Consider the following 24880-nt stretch of genomic DNA (forward strand, 5'->3'; position numbering starts at 1 on the left):
TAAGCACTATGCTCAGCGAAAGCATTCGTTTTCGTTACTTTAAGATCAAAACGATCAGCGTTCATTACCTTCACCCATGCAGCGATAAAGTCACGAACAAATTTCTCTTTGTTATCTTCTTGAGCATACACTTCAGCGATCGCACGTAGAATGGAGTTTGAACCGAATACTAGGTCTACTCTAGTTGCTGTTCTTACAACTTCACCTGTCTTACGGTCACGTCCTTCATATACGCTTCCATCTACAGCTTTCCATTCTACACCCATGTCGAGTAAGTTCACGAAGAAGTCGTTCGTAAGTGATCCTACACGATCCGTGAATACACCGTGGTCCGTATCACCATGGTTCGTACCTAATACACGCATACCACCAATAAGAACCGTCATTTCTGGTGCTGTAAGGCCTAGAAGTTGTGCCTTGTCTACAAGAAGCTCTTCAGAAGTAACACTGTACTCTTTCTGCTGGTAGTTGCGGAAACCATCAGCAACAGGCTCTAGTACGTCAAAGCTTTCTGCATCCGTTTGTTCTTGTGTCGCATCACCACGACCTGGAGCAAAAGGAACAGTTACATCAAAACCTGCTTCTTGTGCCGCTTTTTCTACTGCCGCAGAACCACCTAGTACGATTAAGTCAGCAAGGCTAACTTTCTTCTCTAGATTGCTTTGAACTTCTTCAAGCACAGAAAGAACTCTTTGAAGTTGTTCTGGTTGGTTGACTTCCCAATCCTTTTGTGGAGTAAGACGAATGCGAGCGCCATTTGCGCCACCGCGATTGTCTGAACCACGGAAAGTACTTGCTGAAGCCCATGCAGTTGTCACTAGCTCGCCAATTGTGAGTCCAGAGTCAAGGATTAATACCTTGATTTTTGCTACTTCTTCTTCCGTTAATTCATAATCAACCGCTGGTACAGGGTCTTGCCAGATTAAATCTTCTTCTGGAACTTCTGGACCAAGGTATCTTGATTTAGGACCCATGTCACGGTGTAAAAGTTTGAACCATGCTCGAGCAAATGCATCAGCAAACTCATCAGGATTTGCATGGAAACGACGTGAAATCTTCTCATAAATAGGGTCAAAACGTAAGGCTAAATCCGATGTAAACATTACTGTCGGAACTTTTTTAGATGAATCTGCTGCATCTGGTGCAAGATCTTTTTCAGCTGGATCTACGGCCATCCATTGATATGCTCCTGCAGGACTCTTAGTCAACCACCATTCATATCCAAACAATAAATCGAAGAACCCATTATCCCACTGTGTTGGATTCGCCGTCCAAGAACCTTCAAGACCACTAGAGATGGTATCCCCACCTTTACCACTACCATGAGTGCTTAACCAACCTAAGCCTTGTGCTTCAAGAGGAGCAGCTTCTGGATCTGGACCAACTTGTGCAGCGTCTCCTGCACCGTGTGCCTTACCGAAAGTATGGCCACCAGCGATTAATGCAACGGTTTCTTCATCATTCATTCCCATGCGGCCGAATGTTTCACGAATATCATGCGCGCTTTTTAATGGATCTGGCTTGCCATTTGGACCTTCTGGGTTTACATAGATAAGTCCCATTTGAACAGCAGCAAGTGGATTTTCAAGGTCACGTTCGCCTGTGTAACGGTTATCGCCTAGCATTTCAGTTTCAGAACCCCAGTAGATGTCTTCTTCTGGATGCCAAATGTCTGCACGTCCGCCACCAAAACCAAATGTCTTTAAGCCCATTGATTCAAGCGCAACGTTTCCTGTTAAAAGCAATAAGTCAGCCCAAGAAATCTTGTTTCCGTACTTTTGCTTAATTGGCCATAATAGTCTACGTGCTTTATCAACGTTCACGTTATCCGCCCAGCTATTCAGTGGAGCAAAACGCTGATTGCCTGTTCCACCGCCACCACGACCGTCACCAGAACGGTATGTACCAGCTGCGTGCCAAGACATACGAATAAACATTGGACCATAATGACCATAGTCAGCAGGCCACCAATCTTGGCTGTCTGTCATTAAGTTGCGAAGATCTTGCTTTAGAGCCTCGTAATCTAATTTTTGAAATTCTTCTGCATAATTAAAGTCTTCTCCTAAAGGATTAGATTTTTTGTCATGCTGACGAAGTATATTTAAGTTTAACTGATTTGGCCAAAAGTCTTTATTTGTTGTACCACTAGATTTAGGAGTAGTCGTGCTGCCATGGTTAAACGGGCATTTGCCGCCGTTTGTAGTGCTAAAACCTTCCATTATATAAATCTCTCCTTTTGTAATGTTTATATTAGAATAATTACATCTATGAAAATATAATTATTACTTTATAGTTATTATAAAATAAGATTCATTAAATTGAAAGAAATATCTCGTAAAGAAAAAATATTTTTTGAATTTCTATCATAATTAGCAGGGTTATCTTTTTAATATATATGTATTTTTTTAAGCAAAAGAAGTCTAATCTTAAAGAAAATTAGAAAGAATAATTGAGAATAATAGTGTATAGGGAGTTTTAGATGAGAATGATATTTGCTGGTAACAGTTGAAAATGTAGGTTTAGTGATACCAAACAGAGTCTTTTAAAGAATTTTTTTTGTTAAAATAAGATTATTAGCAAGAATAGATAAGAGGTTGCTGGATTGGATACTAAAACAATCAATAAGATCAGAAAAGGAATAGCTCAAGGGTTAAGATACGAGAGAGAGTTACAAGAAAAAGGGAGCAAAAGTTGTGGAGACATGTTAGTGAGCCTTTTCGATTAGAAAGAATGCTTAACTCTCTTTCAGAAACTGAATTAGAATACCCAGGATTCTTTCTAGATTTGACAAAGAAAGGTATGTTCTTTTAAAAAGTATAGCAAAAAATTCTGGTAAGCTGCCATTGCCAAGGAATGTATCAGTGAAAAAGGTGGAGGCTTTGATGACTTGGGGAGTAATCTTTCCCATCCAATTAGAAGGGGGAAAGGGATTAGCTGTGCCTATTGAAATTATAGAACAATTTCATGCGTTAGAGGGTCAGGAATTTTAAAAACTTTTTGACAGAAATACAGAGTGGATTCACCTTACCCAAGGGTTACTTTATTACAATGGGGTCATGAACACTTCCCTCCCTAGTTGACAGGGTTAGGATTTAATGAAGGAAGAAATAATATAAGAAGTGTTGCGTTAATTCTTAATTATAGGGAGAAGTTAGTAGGGGGCGGGTGGACCGAGTTGATTTAGCACTCAAATATAAAAAAATTAGTAGAATGAGGTCACTAAGTGTTAATTTAGTGCCCGTGGATACCAGAATTTAGTAGAATAAGGGCACTAAATCTTAATTTAGTGCCGATGCATACCAAAATTTAGTAGATTAAGGTCACTAAGTCTTGAACGTTAGTTATCCATAGCACCTACACATACCGATCCCGCCCAGATAACATCCCAAATACCGTTAAAATGACTGATACGACAATCAGCATAATTAGAGGAATTGTCCACGCATGTGTGAGGTCATATAAATATCCGATAAATAGTGGACCGACTGCTGCAAGAACATATCCTGTTGATTGTGCCATCCCCGATAAAGCTGCCGTCTGTTGCCCGGTTTGCGTGCGGAGCCCTATATAAGTAAGAGCCAACGGAAAGCTTCCACCTAATGCTATTCCAATAAAGATGATACTTACGATTAGAACGGGATAGGTTGAACCGAACAATAATCCGCTATATCCTAGAACAGCAAACATACCTAGGGAAAAAGAGAGCCACACCTGTGACTGAAATCGAGCGGCGAGGACCGGTATAACAAAGCTTGCGGGCAATCCTACGAGCTGTGTAAAGGATAGAAGCCATCCCGCGGTTTCCAAATTTATCTCATGACTATGTAAGATTTCCGTTAACCACGAAATCGTGACATAAAAGGAGAAAGACTGAAAACCCATGAATATCGCGATTTGCCAGGCAAGTGATGACCGCCAGATCTGCTTAGAAGACGTTCTTTGTTTCTGTTGACTTCCACTTTTCTCTTTTTCCCGATACTTAAATAGAACCCCCCACAAGATAAGAGCAATAATCACTGGGATCCCCCAGACGATTTGCGCTCCCTGCCAACCAAGATCCAAATCAACAGCTAAAGGCACGCTGATTCCTGATGCTAAAGAGGCGATCAACCCCATGGATGTAGAGTAAACACTCGTCATCAGCCCAAATTTTTTAGGGAAACGCTCCTTCACTACCGCGGGCAATAGGACATTGCCGATCGCGATGCCTAAGCCGACCATAAGAGTCCCAGTAAAAAGTAAAAAAGGCGTGGGGATCGAGCGAATGGAAATGCCGATCAAAAGAGTGGTTAACCCAATCAATAAGGTCCGCTCATTTGTCAGCCGAGCCGCTATCTTAGGAACCAGAGGGGACATGACAGCAAATACGAGTAACGGCAGGCTCATCAATAGCCCTGCACTCCAATGTGCCAGGCCAACATCCTCTTGAATCATCCCAACCAAAGGGCCCAATGATGTGATGGCTGGTCGTAGGTTAAATGCAATAAGGACAATACCAGCGATCAACAAATAGATATAATTTGAATGTGTAAATGCTTTGGTTTTTAGTAATTCCATCAAGTGATCCTCCATTAAGACAAACTTTCTAAAGTATAGCATACATAAAGTAGAGGGTTAATAAACAAGTCCAGTTTCCAGAGGTGCCGGTCCTTATTTCATCCCCTATAAATAACTATGGAAGCAATCCCATATATATATGAGTAAAAAAGCCAACAGGAGAAAAACATTGGATAAACAAAATAGCCAATTTAGATGGGTTGTCTTTGCTACAGTACTGTTTACTTATTTACTAATGGCGAGCCAGCGAACCGCTCCGGGACTCATCACAGATCAAGTGATGAGGGATTTTCAGGTAACCGCCTCAACGATCGGGGTACTGACAAGTATACAATTTTTTGTCTATACGGGTTTGCAAATTCCTATGGGGATTTTGGCCGATCGATATGGCCCTAATTTTTTCCTAATTGTCGGTGCGATCCTTACAGGTGTAGGAACGATTATTTATAGTCTTGGTACGCATGAATTTGTCCTGTTTTTTGCGAGAATATTGACGGGGACGGGAGATGCAACTATCTGGGTTAATCTGGTGTTAATACTAGGGCAATGGTTTAATCGAAAGGAATTTGTTCGTTTAATTGGCCTTGCGGGTATGACTGGAAGCCTGGGTTTCCTTTTGGCGACGGTCCCATTCTCTGCCTGGATTAGCTTGCTTGGCTGGAGGACAGCCTTTTTTTCAGCAGGACTGCTACTCTGTCTGTGTGGCATTCTCCTTTATATCGTACTTTTAAAAAAACCAAGACAACTTTCTCTGACAGATACGGCATCTGTAAAAAACGAGATTCCACGAGAAAAAACACTGACTTTACTAAGAAGAACTTTTTCCAATCGACAGGTATGGGCGTTATTTTGCTGTCATTTTGGGGTTGTCGGCGCGTATGTAGGATTTATCGGTTCCTGGGCTGTACCGTATGGAATGACGGTGTATGATATGACACGAGCAGATGCGAGTCAGTTTATCATGATTGGTTTGATTGGGGCATTGATCGGAGCCCCTCTAGCTAGCTGGATGTCAAGTCGATTAGGAACGATTAAACGGCCTTATGTGATGGTTCATCTCCTTACGTTGTTGGGGTGGGTTTGCTTTCTCTTCTTTCATGGAAATCCGCCTATTTTCATGCTTTACTTGCTGTTCTTTATCATTGGCTTTGGATTTGGGGCAAGTGCCTTGACCTTTGCACTCGTTCGGCAAACGTTTCCTATCATCGAATCAGGCATTGTTTCTGGGGTTGCAAATACGGGAGGATTTCTAAGTGCGGTCCTTTTGCCAAGCATTTTTGGAATCGTGTTGGATCATTTTCAGGCTTCAGGTGCTATTGGTTATGGATACTATTACGGATTCATCACGCCCGTTGTCTTTTCTATGATTGGCTTGATTGGAGTGAGTTTGGTTAAGGAAAAACGACAAAAGGAGAGATGTAAAATCAGTAACCACAATTCTTAATTTTAAAATTTTTTTAGTATTACGAATGCGTTTTCAGATGTGAATAGATTCATATTCGTATGAGAATTGGCCGATGCCAATTTAACTGTAAACAAATGGATGAAAGGAATATTATCCTATTGATTTAGATATTTGAACAGAATAGAATGTTCACTGTAAACAGAATTATGCAGGATTGTGACTGGTTAAGCAGGCAAGACCTAAATTGTGTAAGGGCAAAGTGTACCTTTGTGGTAGACTTCTCCCTGCACATTTTAGGTCTTTTTTTGTTGTCAAAATTTAGAAATGACAAGTCTGTAAGCTGTAACCCTGCTGTGAAAAATGGAGGTTAATAAGGATGAAGAAAACTAGCAAATGGAAAGGCCTTGCTTTGGCAACGGTGATTGCTGCAAGCAGCATAATTGTTACACCAGCAATGGCCGCGGAGAATCAAACGTCCGTCTGGTCACGCCAGCAAGCGGAAAAAGTGAAGCTTACAGAAGAAACAACGGCACCAGAGGTCGATTTGGAGTTTGATCTTGTCGCACCTGACCAATGGGTATGGGATACATGGCCGCTACAGGAAAGAGATGGTTCTCTCGCAATCGTGAACGGCTATCGTGTGGCTTTTGCTTTGGTGGCACCTCGCAGCCTAGGATGGGGAGAGCGACATACGGAAGCAAGAATTGGAATGTTTTATTCTAAGAACGGCAAGGATTGGACCTATGCAGGAATTCCTTATGAATATGAGAATGCGAAAGGATACATGCAATGGGCGGGTACAGCCATGCTTGATGAAGATGGAAAAGTGCACTTATTCTATACCGCAACTGGGGACAGAGACAACTGGGATTATAACGGATGGGATAAAAGAGCCGTTCAGCGTCTTGCTAAAACGACTTTTGATATCGAGACCAATAAAGATGGCGTCGAGCTGACAAATGAGGGCGAGCATGAAATTATTCTTGAAGCAGACGGCAAACATTATGAAACGATCGAACAGGCAGATAGCCCAATCATCACAGCATTCCGCGATCCATTCTTCTTCCAGGATCCGAATACAGGAAAAGAATATATCATCTTTGAAGGACAAGCTGGAAGCGACCGAGATTATATCAAACCAGAGAATATTGGGGACGAAGAATACCGCAGCACACATTCTGTTCCTGAAGGCGCAGAAAAATACAACGGAAATATTGGTATTGCCGAAGTACTAGATGAAGATGTAAGTGAATTGAAGCTTCTTCCTCCATTGCTTGAATCAGTTGGTACAAATCATCAGTTAGAACGCCCACACATGGTGATCAATGGCGATGAATATTATCTATTTACTATCAGCCATACCTTTACATACGCTCCTGGTTTAACTGGACCTGATGGTGTATATGGATTTGTCAGCAATGGACTGTTTGGTGATAAAAAGCCAATGAATGAGAGTGGTCTTGTGATCGCGAACCCAGCAGAGAATCCTTACCAGGCTTATTCATGGATGGTCCTTCCAAATCAGCAGGTCATTAGCTTTATTAATGAACCAGTTGATGAGAACGGAAAGGTGAACTTTGGGGGTACATTCGCTGCTACCTTGAAATTAAAGCTTGATGGAGATACTTCGAAAATTATGAAAGAAGGAAAGACAGGCGAAATTAAGCCATTTGGTGCGAATCGCTAATTGATTCAAAACAGAAAGGGGATTGAAATGCTAAATAACAAGAAAGCACTATCAGCAGTAGTATTAGCAGCAAGTGTGGTTATATCTGGTTTTAACGGCTTATCAGCAAAGGCGGATGAAACCGTGACGACTACGAATTGGACAAGGGAACAGGCTTCAAAAATAGAACTGAATCAAGATAATACCTTGCCATATACGGATATCTCTGAATTGGAAAAATTCGCACCTGGTTATCATGTATGGGATTCATGGCCATTAACCGACCGCGATGGGAATATTGCTTCCATTAAAGGCTGGAAGGTATTGTTTGCACTATCAGCTCCAGACGATGTACTACCTGGTAAAGTGCATGACATTGCGACCATTCGTTACTTTTACTCGAAGAACGGAAAGGATTGGACGCTAGGCGGAACACTCTTCCCAGAAGGAGCGTCACTGGGTTCACGTGAATGGGCAGGATCTGCCATGATGGATGATGGCAAAATTCATGCCTTCTATACAGCAACAGGTCAAAGAGGAGAAGCTCCGCTGACGTTTGAACAGCGACTGGCAATGGCTACAGGTGATATCGTAGCTGACAGCGAGGGTGTTCGTTTTGAAAACTGGGGAGATCACAAGATCATCCTAGAGCCAGATGGAGAGCACTACCAAACGAAGGAGCAGGCACAGCAAGGTGAAGGAGGCGGCTATGCTTTCCGTGATCCGATGTGGTTCAAGGATCCAAAGACAGAAAAAGAATACATTCTGTTTGAAGGTAATTCAGGTGGTGCAGTAGGGGAACGCACATTCAAGCAGGAATACGCGGGAAGAACGAACTATACCGATGAGAACCCGGTACCTGCAGGCGCTGTCCACGCAAATGCCAATATTGGAATTGCAGAGGTCGTGGATGGAAATCCTTCCAATCTGAAGATGCTTCCACCGCTTTTGGAAGCGAATTATGTAAATGAAGAGCTAGAGCGACCACATGTCATTGTGAAGGATAAAAAATATTATCTGTTCACCGACAGTCATATCAATAAATATGCTGAAGGACTGCAAGGACCAGAAGGACTGTATGGGTTTGTATCTGATACCTTGACGGGCGGATATGAGCCGCTTAATGGCAGTGGACTAGTCATGGCCAATCCTCCAGAAAATCCTTACCAGGCATATTCATGGCTTGTCCTTCCGAATTTGAATGTCGTAGGATTCGCCCACTTTGGTGATTTAGGTAATATGTCGATTGGCGATGTTGGAAACCAGGATCCGGAGTTCCAGTTCAGCCATTTTGGCGGTACACTAGCTCCGACAGTAAAAATATCAATCAATGGATCTACAACAAAGATCGAGAAAGAATTCAGCCAAGGCTGGATCAAACAATAATGCTTTTGGTCAGCTGATTTCGCAGGATCGGCTGACTATCTGTATATATGGGGAGGGGAACGAACTTGTGCAGAAGCAAGTTCGTTCTCGCGTTATAAAAAATGATACAAAAATCAGGACTCGACTATGGGGGAATACATAAATGAAGAGAAAAAAAGAGAAAACTGGCAAAATTTTAATAGCGACTTTCATTGGACTTTCGTCTCTATTTACACCTATGATTAGCACAAGCGTTTTTGCCGATGAAAATAGAGAATTATTCAACTGGACTCGTGAAAGTGTAAGCCATTTAGTAATGAATGACACGAATACAGCGCCGGAAATCGATACTCAAGATCTTGTGGAAATCTCATCAGATTCTTATATTTGGGATACGTGGCCCCTTCAGGATAAAAATGGACACCCTGCTGTGGTAAATGGATATAAAATCATTTTTGCTTTATCTGTTCCCAATGATGTCCTTCCAGGCAAGCGGCATGATACGGCTGAAATTGTTTACTTCTATTCAAAGGACGGCAAGAGCTGGGAGCCAGGCGGTCAGGTGTTCGAGGATGGCGTCGCATTGGGTTCTAGACAATGGGCAGGCTCTTCGATTGTCGATAAGGATGGTAGGCTGCATATGTTCTACACAGCCACAGGTAGAAAAGGTGAAGAGCAATTAAGCTACGAACAGCGAATCGCTGTAGCTTCAGCAGAAATCAGTACAACGAAAGGCGGCGTTACTTTTCAGGACTGGTCTGAACATGAAGTCATCCTTGAGCCTGAAGGAGAATTCTATCAGACAATAGAGCAGACGGGGCAAGGAGAGGAATCTTACGCATTCCGTGATCCGTATTTTTTCGAGGATCCAAAGACTGGTGAAGAATATCTACTATTTGAAGCGAACTCAGCTGGCAGATTAGAGGACCGTTTTTTAAAGGATGAATATATTGGTTCAGCGGGCTTTGGCAGCAACCATGAAATCTCCGAGGACTCAAAAGCCTTCAATGGCAGCATTGGTATCGCCAAAGCAGTGGATGGAGATTTTAATAATTTTGAATTGTTGCCTCCATTGCTCGAGGCTAACTATGTAAATGAAGAGCTTGAACGTCCAAGTGTAATAGTAAAGGGCAATGACTATTATCTTTTTGCCAAGACACACAGCGAGAAATTCGCTCCGGGTCTTAACGCGCCTGAAGGTTTATATGGATTTGTTTCCAGTTCACTTCGTGGAGCCTATCAGCCGCTTAATGAAAGTGGGCTGGTTATTGCCAATCCGATCAATCAGCCATATCAAGCTTATTCTTGGATCGTCATGCCGAATGGCACGGTGGCTAGTTTTGTAAATTATACGAATGTGGATGGACTGGACATTCATGAAATTGGCGAGCAATCCCCAGAGTATCAAATCGAGCATTTTGGCGGTATGCTTGCACCATCCATAAAGTTAGCCATTACTCGTGATCAGACGAAGATCGTTCATGAGAAGAAGCAGGGAGTATTTAAATAAAAGTTAGTAGGGTGTGGAAAGATGGACATGCAGGACGGACAGAACCAGCCTATAGAGATTGCACGAGAGCTGGTCTTATTACTAGGCGGAAAAGAAAATATCGCAAAGGTGACTCATTGTACGACTCGGTTACGCTTTGAACTTCACGATGACCGCCGGGTAAAAAAAGCAGAATTAGAGGCATTGCCTTATGTACACGGTACCTTTTCTCGGCTCGGACTTTTTCAGATCATCATCGGGTCCGTAGCAATCAATAGTGTCTACAGGTCTATCATTGAACTCACTCCTGCTTTTGAACCTGGTATAAAGGATATGAAAAAAAGAAGAATGAACCCGCTTGTGCAACTAGCAAAGACTTTGTCCAATATCTTTGTCCCAATCATCCCAGCCATCGTTGCAAGCGGCCTGTTAATGGGGCTTATAGGTATGATCAAGGTGTTTCAGTGGGTGCACCCAGAAAGCCCGATTATGATCATGCTAGATATCTTTTCGAGCGCAGCCTTCATCATCTTGCCAATTTTAATAGGATTCAGTGCCGCCAGGGAGTTTGGAGGCAGCCAAATATTAGGTGCCGTAATCGGAGGAATCTTGACTCATCCCATGCTGCTGAATCCTTCCTTGCTTGGCTACAAAGTACCGCAATATATGGAAATTTTAGGACTTGATATCCCGCTTATAGGCTATCAGGGAACAGTGATACCGATCCTAATTTCCGTATTCTTCATGAGTAAGATGGAACAGGGTCTGAGAAAAATGGTGCCTGGGTCGTTGGATATATTTTTTATCCCGTTTCTAGTAATGATCTGTATTGGGAGTGTCTCACTGTTAGTCATCGGGCCCGTCTCATTGTTGATTGGTGATTGGATCACTATGGCTCTGGAACTCGTCTATAAATCAGGAGGCACCGTTGCTGGATTTTTATTTGGCGGTCTCTATTCACTTATCGTGGTAACGGGTCTGCATCATACGTTGCATGCTGTTGAGATGGAACTGCTTGCAAATCCGGACATTGGTGTCAATTTTCTGTTGCCGATTTGGTCAATGGCTAATATTGCTCAAGGAGCTGCAGGACTTGCTGTATTTTTCAGGACGAAAAATAAGAGAATAAAAAAAATCGCGATTCCTTCTGCTTTTTCAGCATTTTTAGGCATTATTGAACCTGTTATGTTCGGTGTGAACATCAGGCTTATGAGACCATTCATTAGTGCTGCTATCGGTGGTGCTATGGGGGGATCGTATGTTGTATTTACTCATGTTACCGCTAATTCATATGGTCTAACTGGAATTCCTATGATTGCCATTGTAGCGCCATTAGGAAGCTATAATTTAGTTAATTATCTGATTGGCCTTGGTATATCTGCCATGACCGCTTTTATTGCTACCTGGATTTTGTGGGTAAAGGAAAGTACAGAAGAACAGAAATGACCTCGATTGCACGATACACAGGAAGGTGAAAGTAAGATGAAAATTAAAAAAATCTTGAATAACAGTGCGGTAGTCGTGAAAGATAGAGACGGCGAAAAGATTGTCATGGGAGAGGGCATAGGGTTTCAGAAGAGAAAGAATGATAGGGTCAACCCGTCAAAAATTGATAAAGTTTTTGTCATGGAAGACCCAAATGAACATCAAAAATTTGAGGAAATATTGCAGCTGCTCCCAGAAGAGCATATCCAGTTGGCTGAGGAAATCATCAGCTATGCGGAAAAGGAATTCGGCGTCACGATCAACGAACATGTACATGTTGCATTTTCTGACCATTTATCCTTTGCCATTGAACGATTAACCAACGGAATATCGATTAAAAATTCGCTTCTTGACCAGATAAAAATACTGTATATGAAAGAGTACGAAATAGGGCTCTGGGCTAAAGAGCTAATTATGAAGAAACTCGGAATAGAAATTCCCGAAGATGAAGTAGGCAATATTGCTATGCACATGCATACAGCAAGAATGAATATTGGTAACATGGAAGAAACGATTGATATTACGACCACCATTCAAGAAATTACCCGTATCATCGAGAACCGTTTACATGTAAATATTGTCGAAGATTCGATGTCTTATGAACGATTAATCACCCATTTGCGCTTTTCACTTAAAAGCCTGTTATCTCATGAATCGAAACATGAATATGATCAACAAATGGCAGCCGTCATCAAGGAGAATTTTAAAGAAGCATTTTCCTGTGCCCAAGAAGTTGGCGAATTTCTGGAAATCAAATACCGTATAGAATATCCAGAGGCAGAACTTATGTATATTAGCATGCATATTCAAAGATTCTATAATCGGGCACTATTGCAAAAATAGGTATCGTATTTTAGATAGTATTAAGCATATGTACCCGTGTATTACTTAGAGGCTGTTCCAAAAGTGTAACTTTTTGGTGCTCGCCTCTTTTTTATATAGGTTCACCCGACTCATGAACGTCATTACACCGAGAAAAGACTGAGGAAACGAAGTTCATCTGGCTAATGAACGTCATTATAAAGAGAAAACGCCGAGGAAATGAAGTTCATCTGGCTAATGAAGGTCATTTTAATGAGAAAAGATCGAGGAAATGAAGTTCATCTCAGAAATGAACTTCATTGTAATGAAAAAAGATCAAGCAAACGAAGTTCACCCAGCTAATGAACGCCATTACAATCTTATTTTCAGATACTCCTTGTTTGAATATTTAGATACATGTGTTGTAAGGTATTTCATAAGGGGTGATACCATGAATGAAACCATTGAATTATTGAAAAATCATCGTTCAGTAAGGGAATTTAAAACTGGAGAAGATGTGAGTGAATCTCAGGTCAAAACTATTATGGAGGCTGCAATGGCTGCTCCAAATTGGATTAATGGCCAACAAGTGAGTGTTATTGAAGTAAGAGATTCGGAAAAGAAATCAGCATTAGCTAATGCTGCAGGTAACCAACGATGGATTGTAGAGGCACCTGTGTTTTTGGTGTTTTGCATCGATTTTTATCGGGCGAAATTGGCTGCTGAGAAAAACGGACATCAATTTCAACTTGTTGATGATATTGAAGCGGTGATTGTTGGTTCAACAGATGTAGGAATTGCTCTAGAAGTGCGGTTGTCGCTGCTGAATCGATGGGACTTGGAACCGTTCCGATTGGCGGGGTAAGGAGAAATCTGCAAACCTTTATTGATCTTCTGGATCTGCTAGAGTATGTTTTCCCAGTTTCGGGTCTGGTTATCGGTCATCCGAGAATGATTCCGGATCAAAAACCAAGACTGCCTCTGAAGGCAACACACCACAAAGAACGATATCATGCTAACATCCAAAGGCAAGTCATTGACGAATACGACCAGACCATTTCAACTTATATGGGTGAGCGGTCAAATGGTCAGGATTCAAGTAATTGGTCCAGTAAAGTAGCTCATTTTTATGACAAAGGATTTGAGCAATATGCCAAAAACTCTAGTCCTATGTTGAAACAGCAAGGATTTACATACAAGTAATTCGATTCGGGGGGAGTTTACAAGGTGCCACAATTATTAATTAAAGGAATTTCAGTTGATCAGGTCAAAACCATTAGTAAACCATTGGTCCAAGAATTGGCAGAACTTTGTGCCTGTGGAACAGATAATTTCACGCTGGAAGTTATGAATTCCACATTTGTTTTTGATGGAGAAGAGGTTCCTGGATATCCATTTATTGAAGTAAAATGTTTGAACGCGGGTTGGAAATTCAGGATGAATTTGCAAACCTCATAACGAAACAGGTTCATTCCCTCGGGATTCCAGAAGTAGAAGTTGCTTTTACTACGTTTAGGGAGTCTAATTATTATCTAAATGGCAAGAGTTTTGCTTAATACAGATTTTGTCATGAAAGATTTCTTCCCTCTATTTTCATAATAAGAAAAGAAGGGGTGATTTTTATGGCAAAACGAAGTGGAAAAACAGACGCACAGCAAAAAAACAAGCAAGGATTTGAATCAAGCAAAACCGATACAGAATTCGGTAAAGAGCATGGAAGTGCTGCTGCAAACCGAGCACACAAAGAAAAGGCGAAAAAAGAAAAAGCATCTAAAAACCAAGGCGAATGGAAAGGGATGCATTGATTTTTTTCTCTAAAGAGGTACTTCACTGAGGTGGGTATCTCTTTTTAATTCCTCTACATGGTTACAAAATTCGACTTTATACCCCCATAATCCCATTTTGTTTGTTCGAATTTTTTAACTATATGATAGAAAGTACATAAGGGGGATTATATGGGGAGTATTACCAAGGGGGCTCTTGCCATGGTATTAGCGGGATCTGTTACGTTTTCTGTTACCAACGCTTTGTTAATCGATCAATCTTCTAAAAGAATAAATGAAGAAAATACTTTAACCGTTAGAAATCCAATAAGGGCGGATGTAATCAGGCAATTGGATAAAACGGTGCAAGATCAATTGATAACAACGAATGAGAAAGAGGTTCAAACCACGGTTTCTAATGATACAGATACTTTCCAAGTAGCTGTTAACAACACAAATAAGAATGATAGCGTTATAGAAGCTACTCAACAGAATACGAAAAAAATAAACATCAGTACAACACCAACTCCTGCTAGTACGAGTGAAGCAAGAACCACAACGACTGCATCTAAACCGAAGGGAACAAATACATTAAGGTCAACCGCAGCACCTACAGAATCGAAAACTGAAACAAGCATAGAAGAACAACCGAAAACAATTGCTGAAACACCGACAGGAACTGATACGACAATAACAACCAATAAGACAAACAACCGTGGACTACAAGTTTCTGAAAGTGCAAAAGAAAAAAGTGAAAGTCAATCGTATAAAAAGGAAGGAAACAGAAAGTAAATACCTTGCTTTATCATTAGGGTCAACCCAAAAACGGTTGATCCTTTTCATTTTATAGATAAATATAAAAAGGGCCTTCCCAAAACTGGGAAGACCTGTGCAAATTAAGCATGTTCCTTAATCTTTACAATAGAGGGTTCCTGAACGACATTACCTTTTCGTTTTAGTTTATTCCAACCAACAGTTACTCCCTTTATGGCTGAGAAGATAGATTTTATCACCACATAAGTCATTAGATGCTTATACAGGATTCGTTGCAGAAACAATGAACCTAATGGCTTAGGACTTTCTTTCTCTAATCGAAACGCATATAAAGAGGTAAAGAAATCCAGCAAGTAAAAAAGAATAAATCCAATGGCTGCTTTTTCAGGTTGTGTGTTAAAAAGGGCCAGAATAAATAAAATATCCGCAATAGGTGAAATGGTTTGATAAAGATATTGGAAAATCCACATGTTCGGAAGCGCGATATAACCTAATGAGTTATGTTTTTTATTGAATAATGCCTCACGATGTTTCCATAAGCATTGTAAAGTACCATAAACCCATCGGTAACGCTGTTTTGCCAGACTTTTAATATCTTCTGGTACTTCTGTATAGGCATAAGCCTTTTCTTCAAATTCAATCCTTTTCCCATTGCGTAAAAGCGTAAGAGTGATATCGGTATCCTCTGCCAGTGTATCCTCTTTAAAGTATCCTGCTTCCTCCACCGCTTTCTTTCTCCATGCACCAATCGCACCGGGTACAACCGTAATGCAATTAAGAGCAGCAAAGGCTCTTCTTTCAAGGTTAAAGCCTGTTACATATTCGATATGCTGCCAGTTTGTTAGGAGATTTCCCTTATTACCAACCTTAACATTACCTGAAACAGCCGCAACATCTTCATTTTTAAAATGGTTAACAAGCAATGAGATGGCATTTTCAGCGATGAGTGTATCAGCGTCAAGAGCAACCACGATATCTCCCTTTGCTTCTTTAAATCCAAGATTCACAGCGGAAGACTTCCCACCATTAGCTTTTTTTATCAATCTTACGAGGGGGTGGTTTACATACGTTTCTTCAACCACAGTAGCAGTATGATCCTTTGACCCATCGTCGATAATTAAGATCTCAAAATTTGAGTAATCACTAGATAATATAGACTCAATTGTTTTACAAATGACTTTTTCCTCGTTATAGGCAGCAATAACAACACTGACAAAAGGTGTAAAGCTAGGGTCAATCTGGGTTTCTTTATACCTTTTTACTTGCTTTCTCGAAAGGAAAACGAAGATAGTCAACCGCAAGATTCCTAAAACGATAGCTGAATAGAACAGGAAGCCTAGTACTGAGCGCCAACCTTGTATGACTTTGAATGCAGCCTTGTCATAGACCAAATAAGGGCTGTCCGAATCAGCAGGGGGCATGACCTGATTACCCTCTTTTTCAATTAGATCAGCAATAGTGGTAAAAGTGTAGCCTCGCTCTTTAAGTTTTTCAATAATAATTGGTAAGGCCTCTATCGTGTTGGATCGGTCACCGCCAGCATCATGTAGCAAAATTACATTTCCTTCTGGCAGTTGATTCAATACCTGATTCACAATTTCATTACTAGTAAGCCCTTGCCAATCGTTAGAGTCAATCGCTTCTCCGACCATGGTATAACCCATTTCTTGTGCCTGTAACATAGGTGAAAGTTCGCTCTTTGAGTTCGCCTCCATATCATCCATATACGGTGTGCGGAAAAGGGTCATCGAGTGACCTGTAATTTGTTGAAATAAACGCTGATTTGCATTTAGCTCCAACTTTGCTTGAAATGGTGTTATGGAGGAGACATCAGGATGGGTAAAGGTATGGTTTCCAATTTCATGACCTTCATTATGCATCCTTTTAACAAGTTCTGGATGGAGCAAAGCATTCTCTCCAACAATAAAGAAGGTCCCTTTAATATGATGCTTGTCCAAAATGTCCAATATTTGTGGTGTATAGCTTGGATCCGGGCCGTCATCAAAGGTTAGGACGATTTCCTTCGTTTGAGGCTTTCCATACCGAACCACTTCTAAAGGCTTTGGTAATTTACTATAGTTTTCGGTTTGAATCATCCCATATGAATCCAATTGAATGGTTCTTTTCCCGTTTCCCGATGAAGAATCAATTTTTAATATCTCCCCAGCACCTGAATAGTGAACGTGCTCAGGGCTAACTAAGGTTTCCACGGCGTTTGATGGATTAATCATTTCCTTTGGTTGATTGATGTAATTCCAGATAGAAGGATCTTCAGAACCGAGACGCCAAACGGCTATTCCTCTTGACCCACTATCAATTGATACCTTCATTTGATTATAAAATGTGGCAGCATCTAAAAACCAAACTGTATGATTTTTTCCATTTCTTTTGTAACGCAAATAAGGGTTCCCAGCTTGTTGATTCCAATGGATTTTGAGATTGGTTCCAATCCCTAAATCCATAATATCGCTGAACGTCATCGGAGCTGCTGGTTGGTTGGAGTTTTCTTCCCAGTCGTAACCGTAGCTTCCTAAGCCCACAATTAATTTTTCGGATGGGATAGCCAGCTGATTTAAGCTCTCCTTTACCCAATCAGATGGAGCAACAGGTCCAGGAATACTCAAAGGATGGTGCTGGTCATAGAGCATGATAATCATGCGATCAGCGCTAGTTGCTAAAGATTCATAATCATAACTATTGTTCATTGGCGGGACATCCAACGTCACCATGAGACCATGTTGATGAAATGCTTTATACACTTTAGCCATAAAATGAGTAAAATGATCTCTATCATTTTGATGGATTTCTTCAAAGTCTATATTTATACCGTCAAAGTCATTTGTTCTCACATAAGCTAATAGATCTTTAATAAAATGATCTTCTGCGCCAGGAGTAGTAAATAACCTATGCATTACTTCTCCATCCCATTTATTATTAATATAATTATTAACTAATGGGAGAATCTTTATATTATGTGCATTTGCCTCTGCAACAATAGAGCGATCAGTGCTGGTTTTAAGGGTAAGGTCAGATGTAAGCTGCAGCCACTCCGGTACGACTGTTGTCATAGTTTCTATATTCTGTTTGAAAGAAGTTTTGCTATTTTCGTCCCAATTGACGTAAAAACCATACACTTCTTGTTTACTCGTCATTTGTTTCTCGTTCAATGGTTGTTGAAGAAGGGGGGGAGAATTGTTTTTTTGAATCTGTAAAGGAAGCTCTTCTTCACTGAATCTTGTATTAATTGGCTCAATCTCGCTCTTTGCTGTGCTATTATTCATTTGCAGCTCAGGAAATACTGGATTCGTAGTGAGGCTTTCAATAAAAATAGTTAATACTAATACAGTTAAAATAGTAAATCCTACACCCATCCGTTTAATAATAGACCAACGTCTTTTTGCTGGATCAAGAAAAACATGCTCTTGATTTCGTTCCCTTTCTTTTAGCCCTAAATTGTAAAACCAATGGAAGAAGAAATAGCAGACAAGACCAATCAAGCCTCCAAAAACCCCTGATACAATAACTTGTGAAGCTTGTATTTTCGTTAGTAGGGAAGAAAATAGCCAGTAATCTTCTAAAAAACTTAATTCTAGAAATGGTAAGTGACTAATGTTAGGAATAAAAATTGTAATCAACATCCCAAGAAATAAGGCAATGATATTCAGACGTAACAAAAGTGAAAAAGCAACCAATAATGGAATTCTTAAATAATCAAAGGGTAAAAAGGCCAGAAAAAAACCCAGTGTACTAGCAACCGATCCTGCATTTCCAGTGACGGGTGCAAACAATGATCTGACAATCCACCTGAAAATTCGATTCACATAGACTCCTCCTCATAGGTGTAGTGCCGAAATGTATTACTATTTTAAGATTTTTATATAATTAACATCTGTAAAAAATCCAAAGCATTGAATATATCCTTTTGTTCTTTCATATAATTTTCGACAAAAATTGACTATCATTTAAAAGTTTAGGGAATCATTTTTAGGTTTTGGGGGTATGTTTCGAAATTTTTTAAAAAGTATAGATTGTAGAAAAGGGCAGTAACCAGAAATCGTTTCTCTAAGACCCTAATAATCTGTACATAAGCCATCTATACTTTTTAGTATTATGGTTTTTTATATGTGAAAAACATTCTGAACTAAATATAGAAGGAAAAAATAAATGGACACAGAATAAGTTGTAATATGAGGACCTTTTTTCAGGCAGTTATAGGTAAACAGATAGGGGGTACCAAGATGATAAGATCAGTAGCTGTATATTGCGGATCAAGTAGCGGAGCTTCAGATATTTATATGGAAAAAGCAAAGGAACTAGGAAAAGAATTGGCTAAAAGAAGCATTACTCTAATTTACGGTGGATCCAGTATCGGTCTGATGGGAGCGGTAGCTGATTCTGTATTAGCAGCTGGTGGCAAGGCCATTGGAGTCATGCCAAGTATCTTGGATAAACGAGAAATCTCTCATAAAAGCCTATCAGAACTGATTGTTGTAGACACCATGCATGAACGAAAAGCAAAAATGGCGGAGTTAGCAGATGGTTTTATCACGTTACCTGGTGGGGCTGGGACGATGGAGGAGTTCTTTGAAGTCTTTACTTGGGCACAAATCGGACTACATAAAAAGCCGATTGGTATTTTAAATATAAACAAGTATTATGATCCCCTAGTCGCTTTACTTAATCATATGAATAAAGAACAGTTCCTCCAGGATCAATATCGCTCCATGTCACTAATTAATGAAGAACCGGCAGGGTTACTAGATCAATTTAGGAATTATGAGGCACCTCCGGTAAAAACATACTAAAAGGGTGCAAGGTAGACGTTTTTGCTACCTTGCTTATTATTTTATTTTATATTTGAGATATCCCGTATAAAGCTGAAATAAGTCGGTAAAATTTTTTGGATTTTTATTGGTTAAGCATTCAATCCTTTGTAAGCGGTAGGTTAAACTATTTCGATGAATATGAAGCTGTTTTGAGGTCGTGTTCATATCTCCGTTATTGTCAATAAAGCACATTAATGTCTCAATCAGTTCTATTCCTTTTGGATTTCCCTCAAGTTCTTTGAAGCGCGTTACAGTATCCTCTATATCTATTTCACTGTTAATTAAGTAATCAATAAATTGGAAATCATGATAAAAGGATAGCTCGTTAGTTATAGAGAGCTTTTCTGAAATCTCAAGTGCTCTTTTTGCCTCCGCGATCGATCGGGCAATCAATTGATGGCTAGTACCAATACCAATCTTTCCTTTAACTTGTTTGACTATGGGCTCTATTCGTTTTAGCATTTCACTTTTTTCTGGAACAATATAGAGAAGTGTATCTGTACTTAGGCGAAAGAGAAACTCCTGATTATTTAGCTGTATTTTGTCCGTTACATCTATTCCTTTTACAATCATGGCGAATCTTTTTAATGAAAGGTCGATGTCAAGAGTCTTACTTTTTTCCATAAAGGGTGAATCGTATCGGTCAACTCGATAAACCCATTGATATAAGAATTCCTCCTTCATCTGCTCCTTGATTCTTCTTTCCTTGTACATAAATTGTTGTTGAATTAATAACTCAGCGGTAATTTTAACAAGTTCTGCAAAAGGTGCAACATATTGAGGATCCCCGCTTATTCCAATAACCCCAACAATTTTGTCTCTAAATTGAAACGGGATATTGACTCCTGGCTTGATAGACTGACCTGAGTCACATATGGATACCATATTTCTAGATTGAATGGCTTCCATTGCTCCTTCGTGAAAGGTTCCGACTCGGTGTGCGTCTCCACTTCCGATGATGAGTCCCATGTGATCCATAATATTAACATTGTAAGGAATCACATTCATAACCTTCCTTGTGATCTCTTGAGCAAGTGTTTGCGTTATCTTCAAAGCATTCGCCCCCCTCATAAATGTAAGGTTGATTTTTCTTTTGGTCATTTGCCTAAAAAAAAGATCCAAACATTATTAAATTGACTGATGATTTATTTGTAAGACAATTATACAATAGGTGTTGTAAACGGTTACCGCGTTTTTCATGAAAAGATGAAAAAACTGAGAGAAGTGTTTGAAAAGAAGTCACTTGACTTCCGGTAAGATGTTTAGTCGATCGATTATTAGTAAGGCTCTTGAAATGACTAATACCAGCCGAAGAAGGATAAATCTAAAATTTCAAACCGTTTACTAGACCGTATCGTTCTTCAATTTGTTCGTTTTATACACTCAAATACGCTTTTAATAAGGTTATTATTAGATTACTAGTATTGAAATAGTAAAAAATAATAACCTTTATAAAACATAATTTGTGAATAAATTCACAAATTAGTCACATAACCAAGAGCTATCAGCTTATCAAATTAAAATGAAAAACCAAGGAGGAGTTCAAACGTGTTTAAACCTACTGGAGTGATTCCTGCATTAGTTACACCTTTGGATCGTAATGGAAATTTATTAGAGAATGCGTTGCGTAATGTAATCGATTACACGATTTCTGGAGGAGTTCATGGCCTTTTTATCTTAGGAAGTAGCGGGGAGATCTACGGACTGACAAATGAACAAAAGCGCCGAGTGGTTGAAATAACAGTCGATCATACGAATGGTCGAGTCCCTGTTTATTGTGGAGCAAGTGAAATTACTACGAGAGATTGTATTCAAACCGCTCAAATGGTTCAAGAAGTAGGCGGAGTTTCAGCTCTATCTGTTCTCACTCCATATTTCATGACTCCAACTCAGAGCGAACTTACAGAGCATTTTAAAACGATTGCAAAATCTACCAATCTACCAATTATTCTTTACGGAAATGAAGCACGAACCCAGGTGAAGATTGAAGTGGCGACCTGTGAAGAACTAAGTAAATTTGAAAATATTATTGGAATTAAGGACAGCAGTGGTGATATGACGAGGATGGCAGAATATCTTCGAGTAACTGATAGAGATACATTCTCTGTAATGGCTGGCCGAGATACTCTCATTTACGCAGGACTATGCCATGGCACAACAGGAGCGATTGCAAGTACAGCTAATATTGCACCGAAGCTTGTATCAGATATTTACAATGCATTTATGGCTGGGGACTATAAGAAATCACTAGAGTTACAGTTCAAGCTTGCTCCATTAAGACTCTGTATCGACAAAGCTACTTTCCCGGTTGTTCTAAAAGAGGGATTACGTATGGTTGGTGTTGATGTTGGTTATGCATTCGAGCCAGCTGCAGAAATGACTCCAGAAAGCAGAAGACAATTAGAAAATGTCTTAAAAGATTTAGAGATCTACCAAACAATATAATCCTGTTGGAAGGAAGATAAAAAATGCCTTTATTATATGTTGCATTGGGTGTTGCGCTAATACTAGTTCTTATGATTCCGCTAAAAATGAATGGGTTTATCGCATTATTATTAGCTTCTTTATTTGTAGGAATTTTGCAGGGAATGGATATAAACACCATTCTCGAAACAATCGTAGATGGAATTGGCGGACAGGTCGATGATTTAATTCTCATTTTGGGCTTTGGTGCGATGTTAGGAACAGTAATGGCAGATGCTGGGGCTGCTCAGCGAATTGCTAATACCTTGATTGACAAAATGGGTAAAAAACGCGTGCAAATTGCGATGTTACTTGCCGCTTATATTCTTGGAATTACCATGTTTTTTGAAGTGGGATTTGTTCTATTAATTCCTCTAGTCTTCACGATCGTACGTCAAACAGGAATGAACTTGCTTTGGGTTGCTTTGCCAACAGTAGTAGGATTATCCACTACACATAGCTTTTTACCGCCACATCCAGGACCATCAGCAGTGGCAGGAGTTTTTGGTGCAAGCCAAGGTTTAACACTATTATACGGTCTAATCATTGCCATCCCAGTAGGTTTCTTTATTGCCTTAACTTGGCCTCGATTACCATTTGTTAAAAACTTAAACCCTAGCATCCCAGCTGGTTTAGGCACAAGCAAAATCTTTGAGGAACATGAAATGCCAAGCTTTGGAGCGAGTATTTCTGCCGCATTAATTCCAGTAGCATTAATGGCCATATTAGCCGTAACAGAAATCACTTTACCAGAAGATCATGCATTTAGACATTATATGGAGTTTTTTGGATCAGCCCCAATTGCTCTACTGATTGCCTTACTGATTTCCATTTATATTCTTGGACCTAAAATGGGTCGTTCTTTAAAGGATGTAATGAATTCTTGTTCGAATGCCATTAAACCAATGGGGATGATTATCCTCGTAATTGGTGCGGGCGGAGCTTTTAAACAAGTGTTAGTGGATAGCGGTGTAGCTGATTACATCCAAGAACTAACTAGTGGCTGGAATATTTCACCGATTGTTTTGGCTTGGTTGATCGCGGTTATTTTACGTATTGCACTTGGGTCAGCAACAGTAGCTGTTATGACAGCTGCAGGAATTGTATTACCAATTGCACAAGCATCAGGCATTAGTATGGAGCTTATGGTTCTTGCGGTTACAAGTGGAAGTGTAGCATTCTCTCACGTAAATGACCCTGGATTCTGGATGTATAAAGAATATCTAAATCTTACTGTTCCAGAAGCGCTTAAAACGAGAACCACGTATACAACTGCCCTTGCTATCTTAGGCTTGGCTGGAGTATTACTACTAAATCTATTCATTTAATACCAAATAAAAATAATACTAGGAGTGAAGTTTACTATGAAGAAGATTGGATTTATTGGATTAGGAATTATGGGAAAACCAATGAGTAAAAATTTAATTAAAGCAGGGTACCAATTAGTTGTCTTAGATAGAAATCAAGCGGTGATAGATGAAATATCAGCCCTTGGTGCAGAAGTGGCAACAACTCCAAAAGACATTGCACTAAAAAGTGATGTTGTCATTACAATGCTTCCTAATTCTCCGCAGGTAAGGGAAGTCGTACTAGGTGAAAACGGGATCATTGAAGCAGAAAAACAAGGCTTAGCCATTATTGATATGAGTTCCATTGCACCACTTGTATCAAGAGAGGTCTGTGAGAAATTAGCTGAAAAAGGCATGTATCTACTTGATGCACCTGTTAGTGGGGGAGAGCCAAAAGCAATTGATGGAACACTATCCGTTATGGTTGGTGGGAATAAAGAAATCTTTGATGAAAACTATGACCTGATGAAGGCAATGGCTGGATCTGTCGTTCATGTCGGTGAAATTGGAGCAGGAAACATTGCGAAGCTAGCCAACCAAATTATCGTTGCCATTAATATTGCCGCTATGAGTGAAGCACTTGTCTTAGCCACAAAAGCGGGAGTAAGCCCAGAATTGGTATATCAAGCGATTCGTGGAGGCCTTGCAGGAAGCACCGTTCTTGATGCAAAAGCTCCACTTGTCTTAGATCGTAAATTTGACCCTGGCTTCCGTATTAATCTTCATATAAAAGATCTAGCAAACGTATTGGAAACAAGCCATGAGGTTGGAGTTCCTCTTCCACTTACCTCTTCAGTAATGGAAATGATGCAGGCACTTAAAGCGGATGGTTATGAGTTTGAAGATCATAGCAGTCTAGTAAAATATTACGAAAAATTAGCGAATGTAGAAGTTAAGCGTTAATGAATTTCTAGGAGGAAGAGCAGGAGCTACTTCC

Annotated in this window: 18 protein-coding genes and 1 pseudogene; 15 read left to right on the forward strand and 4 right to left on the reverse strand. The window is 40.0% G+C overall.

The features are described 5' to 3' along the window. Nucleotides 1-2219, reverse strand: a 2219-nt coding sequence (gene katG, locus ACGLXV_RS18120; protein ID WP_391559739.1) for a catalase/peroxidase HPI, incomplete at its 3' end; no start/stop codon positions are given. A 1135-nt stretch (nucleotides 2220-3354) separates the two neighbouring features. Next, the gene (locus ACGLXV_RS18125; RefSeq protein WP_391559740.1) at nucleotides 3355-4557 is read right to left on the reverse strand and encodes a CynX/NimT family MFS transporter; all 1203 of its coding nucleotides are present in this window, start codon (nucleotides 4555-4557) and stop codon (nucleotides 3355-3357) included. Between the two features lie 169 nt (nucleotides 4558-4726). On the opposite strand from ACGLXV_RS18125, the gene ACGLXV_RS18130 reads away from it, so the two are divergent. From ACGLXV_RS18130 to ACGLXV_RS18180, 11 genes and pseudogenes are all read left to right on the forward strand, one after another. Next, nucleotides 4727-6001, forward strand: a complete 1275-nt coding sequence (locus ACGLXV_RS18130) for an MFS transporter (protein WP_391559741.1) — start codon at nucleotides 4727-4729, stop codon at nucleotides 5999-6001. 337 nt (nucleotides 6002-6338) lie between these two features. Beyond that, a complete protein-coding gene (locus ACGLXV_RS18135) occupies nucleotides 6339-7649 on the forward strand; it encodes a glycoside hydrolase family 68 protein (protein ID WP_391559742.1) in 1311 nt (436 codons plus the stop codon). 27 nt (nucleotides 7650-7676) lie between these two features. Then, nucleotides 7677-9014, forward strand: a complete 1338-nt coding sequence (locus ACGLXV_RS18140; RefSeq protein ID WP_391559743.1) for a glycoside hydrolase family 68 protein — start codon at nucleotides 7677-7679, stop codon at nucleotides 9012-9014. A gap of 142 nt (nucleotides 9015-9156) precedes the next feature. Further along, the gene (locus ACGLXV_RS18145) at nucleotides 9157-10503 is read left to right on the forward strand and encodes a glycoside hydrolase family 68 protein (RefSeq protein ID WP_391559744.1); all 1347 of its coding nucleotides are present in this window, start codon (nucleotides 9157-9159) and stop codon (nucleotides 10501-10503) included. A gap of 21 nt (nucleotides 10504-10524) precedes the next feature. Continuing rightward, nucleotides 10525-11928, forward strand: a complete 1404-nt coding sequence (locus ACGLXV_RS18150; RefSeq protein ID WP_391559745.1) for a PTS transporter subunit EIIC — start codon at nucleotides 10525-10527, stop codon at nucleotides 11926-11928. 36 nt (nucleotides 11929-11964) lie between these two features. Further along, the gene (locus ACGLXV_RS18155; protein WP_391559746.1) at nucleotides 11965-12810 is read left to right on the forward strand and encodes a PRD domain-containing protein; all 846 of its coding nucleotides are present in this window, start codon (nucleotides 11965-11967) and stop codon (nucleotides 12808-12810) included. A 250-nt stretch (nucleotides 12811-13060) separates the two neighbouring features. After that, complete coding sequence (locus ACGLXV_RS18160; protein WP_391559747.1) at nucleotides 13061-13633, forward strand: nitroreductase family protein; 573 nt, start codon at nucleotides 13061-13063, stop codon at nucleotides 13631-13633. Next, complete coding sequence (locus ACGLXV_RS18165) at nucleotides 13600-13971, forward strand: nitroreductase family protein (RefSeq protein WP_391559748.1); 372 nt, start codon at nucleotides 13600-13602, stop codon at nucleotides 13969-13971. Before ACGLXV_RS18160 ends, ACGLXV_RS18165 begins: the two co-directional genes overlap by 34 nt. A gap of 24 nt (nucleotides 13972-13995) precedes the next feature. After that, a pseudogene (locus ACGLXV_RS18170) lies at nucleotides 13996-14324 on the forward strand (DUF1904 family protein). A 66-nt stretch (nucleotides 14325-14390) separates the two neighbouring features. Further along, on the forward strand, nucleotides 14391-14573 hold the full coding sequence (locus ACGLXV_RS18175) for a hypothetical protein (RefSeq protein WP_391559749.1): 183 nt from the start codon (nucleotides 14391-14393) through the stop codon (nucleotides 14571-14573). 150 nt (nucleotides 14574-14723) lie between these two features. Beyond that, nucleotides 14724-15323 (forward strand): hypothetical protein, encoded by a 600-nt coding sequence (locus ACGLXV_RS18180; protein ID WP_391559750.1) that lies wholly within the window; start codon nucleotides 14724-14726, stop codon nucleotides 15321-15323. Nucleotides 15324-15427: 104 nt separating this feature from the next. Here ACGLXV_RS18180 and ACGLXV_RS18185 read toward each other — a convergent pair whose 3' ends face one another. Beyond that, nucleotides 15428-19126: a glycosyltransferase gene (locus ACGLXV_RS18185; RefSeq protein WP_391559751.1), complete on the reverse strand. Its 3699-nt coding sequence runs from the start codon at nucleotides 19124-19126 to the stop codon at nucleotides 15428-15430. 417 nt (nucleotides 19127-19543) lie between these two features. On the opposite strand from ACGLXV_RS18185, the gene ACGLXV_RS18190 reads away from it, so the two are divergent. Further along, complete coding sequence (locus ACGLXV_RS18190; protein WP_391559752.1) at nucleotides 19544-20110, forward strand: LOG family protein; 567 nt, start codon at nucleotides 19544-19546, stop codon at nucleotides 20108-20110. A 36-nt stretch (nucleotides 20111-20146) separates the two neighbouring features. Here the strand turns inward: ACGLXV_RS18190 and ACGLXV_RS18195 are convergent, their stop codons facing one another. Further along, nucleotides 20147-21184: a CdaR family transcriptional regulator gene (locus tag ACGLXV_RS18195; RefSeq protein ID WP_391559753.1), complete on the reverse strand. Its 1038-nt coding sequence runs from the start codon at nucleotides 21182-21184 to the stop codon at nucleotides 20147-20149. A 495-nt stretch (nucleotides 21185-21679) separates the two neighbouring features. Here ACGLXV_RS18195 and dapA point away from each other — a divergent pair, with 495 nt between their 5' ends. Genes dapA through garR form a run of 3 tightly spaced genes read left to right on the forward strand, consistent with a single transcriptional unit; the run spans nucleotide 21680 to nucleotide 24846 of the window. Further along, nucleotides 21680-22576 (forward strand): 4-hydroxy-tetrahydrodipicolinate synthase, encoded by an 897-nt coding sequence (gene dapA, locus ACGLXV_RS18200; RefSeq protein WP_391559754.1) that lies wholly within the window; start codon nucleotides 21680-21682, stop codon nucleotides 22574-22576. Between the two features lie 23 nt (nucleotides 22577-22599). After that, entirely contained in the window at nucleotides 22600-23922 is a 1323-nt protein-coding gene (locus tag ACGLXV_RS18205; protein ID WP_391559755.1) for a gluconate:H+ symporter, read from the forward strand. Between the two features lie 24 nt (nucleotides 23923-23946). After that, the gene (gene garR, locus ACGLXV_RS18210; RefSeq protein WP_391559756.1) at nucleotides 23947-24846 is read left to right on the forward strand and encodes a 2-hydroxy-3-oxopropionate reductase; all 900 of its coding nucleotides are present in this window, start codon (nucleotides 23947-23949) and stop codon (nucleotides 24844-24846) included. Nucleotides 24847-24880 lie beyond the last annotated feature (34 nt).

This window comes from Robertmurraya sp., from assembly GCF_036676585.1.
In the GTDB taxonomy this organism is placed as follows: Bacteria; Bacillota; Bacilli; order Bacillales; family Cytobacillaceae; genus Robertmurraya_A.